This is a genomic window from Cereibacter sp. Soil_C_27, from assembly GCF_057657095.1.
Map to the genome: position 1 here is coordinate 1 of NZ_JBDGJD010000029.1, position 860 is coordinate 860.

An 860-nucleotide genomic window follows, 5' to 3' on the forward strand; every position below is an offset into this window, starting at 1 on the left:
GCCAAGCAGACGGCCCTCGACATGGCGCGGCGGATGCTGCCGGTGGAGAGGCATGGCAATGTGCTTGATGCCGAGGATATCGAGTTCGGCGTCTGGGATGCCGAGCAGCGGATCTTCAAGCCCGAGCCCGGTTCACGCCGCGCAGTGCGCGTCGTCGCCAACCAGAACGAGCTGCGGGACAATCCGGTCGAGACCTACATGCTCAAACTGGTCGGACTCGACGCTTGGGATCTGGCGGGCGAGGCGATCGTCGTCACCTACAAGCCCACCTGCTTCCGCGAGGGCTTTGTGTCGGAGGATGTGGTCGACATCCAGAGCAACAACACCTTCACCAACGGCTTCTGCATCCATTCCAACGAATATGTCTCGTTGAACAACAACAACTATTTCGAGCCCGGCACCGTCGTCTCGATGCCGAACCCCGACGAGATCGAGCTGCCCGCCTCCGGTTTCGACAAGAACGAGGGCCTGTCGGAGGCGCTGCGCTCGGGATCTTACAATGTGCGCATCCTCAAGCAGATCGACGACATCATCGCGGGGCTCCATGCCTTCGACCCTCGGTATGTGCCCGACTACATCACCTCGAACGTGCCGCTGGTGCTGCAGCCGGGCAAGCTCTCTGCCGCGGATTTCAAGCCCGGCCGGCTGCACCGCATCAGCTGCGCCGGCCGGAGGCTCAGCATCTCGGGCGGGCTGCTTTACGACATGGTTCTGGTCACCGATTGCGAGGTGAACTTCGTGAACGTGGCGCTCGAGAATGCGGTGGTCGCCACCAGCCATGTCGGCACCACGTCGATGCACCACAACAGCGCCATGCGGATCGGCCGCGACGACGCCTGCGCCGAGGGCGGCGGCGCGCA

Annotated in this window: 1 protein-coding gene; it reads left to right on the top strand. The window is 63.5% G+C overall.

Annotation, left to right across the window (positions count from 1 at the left end):
* Nucleotides 1-860, top strand: an 860-nt coding sequence (locus AC3A5Z_RS24150; RefSeq protein ID WP_487521808.1) for a hypothetical protein, incomplete at both ends; no start/stop codon positions are given.